This window comes from Salinicola sp. (assembly GCF_982684285.1).
Genome location: NZ_CEXLVS010000422.1, coordinates 1 through 1748, shown reverse-complemented (window position 1 = coordinate 1748; position 1748 = coordinate 1). Strand labels below are relative to the sequence as shown.

At 41.6% G+C, this 1748-nt stretch carries 3 protein-coding genes; 2 read left to right on the top strand and 1 reads right to left on the bottom strand.

Annotation, left to right across the window (positions count from 1 at the left end):
* Positions 1 to 214 (top strand): hypothetical protein (locus AC3AYF_RS20680; protein WP_487780351.1); only part of this gene is annotated, 214 nt, incomplete at its 5' end.
* Between the two features lie 444 nt (positions 215 to 658).
* The gene (locus tag AC3AYF_RS20675) at positions 659 to 1255 is read left to right on the top strand and encodes a hypothetical protein (RefSeq protein ID WP_487780350.1); all 597 of its coding nucleotides are present in this window, start codon (positions 659 to 661) and stop codon (positions 1253 to 1255) included.
* Positions 1256 to 1302: 47 nt separating this feature from the next.
* Here the strand turns inward: AC3AYF_RS20675 and AC3AYF_RS20670 are convergent.
* A partial coding sequence (locus AC3AYF_RS20670; protein ID WP_487780349.1) for a DNA topoisomerase family protein occupies positions 1303 to 1748 on the bottom strand: 446 nt, incomplete at its 5' end.

The window sequence follows — 1748 nt, the reverse complement described above, 5'->3', positions numbered from 1 at the left end:
CGTTGTCATGATTAACATTCTTGGTGACGTTTGGGGTAAGAGTGAGCCTCACTGGGATAGCTTATTATCTCGCCCAGAAAATAAATTGCATTTGTATGGTAAAAAAGAAGCCCGTACTGGCCGGAAAATGGGCCACTTTAACGTATTAGCTAGCACGGTCGAGCAAGCAACAAACATCGCCCATCAATCGTTTAATGACTTAAAGGCTAATTAATTTACCGCTACCCCGTTCAGCTCAAGGAAAAACTATCGATGCTAGTGCTGCAACTGCAGAATTCGATGCTAATGGTTTTAGCGCCTCATCTGCTGCTGTGATAATAGCGGTACAGACATTATGTTTGGTGCTGGAATCGGCTATTCCTTCACGGATAGCTTAGGCGTACGTGTTGAGAGGGAACGATTCAATGATGTTGCTGATGCCGATATCGATCTTATTACCGGCGGAATAGTTTATTCGTTCTAAATAAGTTCACCCAGCGTTTTCATTCTGGAAACGCTGGGTTTTCTAGACAACATTATCCAAACCCAATCTCTACAACAATAGTCGGATTTAGCGTCTCTGCCCTTTACATCATTAAAACCAAAAAACCGTCCCTAGAACTTTTTCCCAATTCAAGGTAGATTAGAAAGTACCCGTAGAGGTTTTGAGGTTTGCAAAATGATGAATTTCAGTACAACTGAGAACAAAATAAATAGTCGCTATGACATTAATTTTGGTCTGCATACACCGTCCGCTTTTAAACCTAACCTTTTATTACTCTGCTTATGCCTAAGTCTTTTCCTTGTCGGCTGCAGCGATAACAGCACTGAAAATGACACCGCCCCAGGAACTGAAATTCTTGAACTGAATGCAGACAATATTGATGCGTTCACCCTAAGCTTTGCCAACACCTACTTAGAGACCGTTAATACGCTTTTAACCGCGTTCAAAAAACATAAAAAAGCAGATGATGCCTATGGTTTCACTCGATACAGAAACTTCCAGTGGACGCCAAAATATATAGCAAAAAAGGACTATTACTCCGCCGTTATAGAAAAAAACAGCGCTTTTCTAGAGACCTCTAAGGTTAAACCGCTGTTTAATAAATTTGATAACCTCATTTATTACGGCATTGATTTAAAACGTAGTTTATTAGAAAAAGATAGAAAGTTGCTCGATGAAACCGTCGCGGCACTGAAAGAACAAGAAACCATCGTCAATACCGTGATCAAGTCAGCGGGGCTAGAGGCTAAGTTCAAGCAGCTGCGAAAATAAGGCTAGCGGATGATAACACTCCGCCAACCCAACTAATCTAATTAAATTTAAGCTGATTCAACCTTCTCGGTAAAGCCACATTCTTTCTGTGGGCAGACTTTTTCTGTACCACGACTTTTAGTTGTTTTAACCGTGAGAATCGGCCACTGGCAATCAGGGCATGCTTCTGCCAAAGGTTCATTCCATAACGCATAATCACAGTCTGGATAACCAGAACAAGAATAGAAAATCTTACCGCGGCGAGATTTTCGCGTCAGGATTTCACCTTTATTGCACTGCGGGCACGTTACCCCAGTATTGGTCGGTTGCTCCAATGATTCAATATGTTTACATTTTGGATAACTGCTGCAACCAATAAATTTACCGTAACGACCTGTTCGCACCCATAAATCTGACTCACATTTAGGACACTTGCGACCGTCCACGACTTCTGGTTCATTGCTTTCCGCTTCTTCACCATCGATATTACGTGTGTAATCACATTCTGGATAAG

Excerpts from the sequence above, each read along its gene's own strand:
- AC3AYF_RS20675 (WP_487780350.1), top strand. The coding sequence starts at position 659 with ATGATGAATTTCAGTACAACTGAGAACAAAATAAATAGTCGCTATGAC.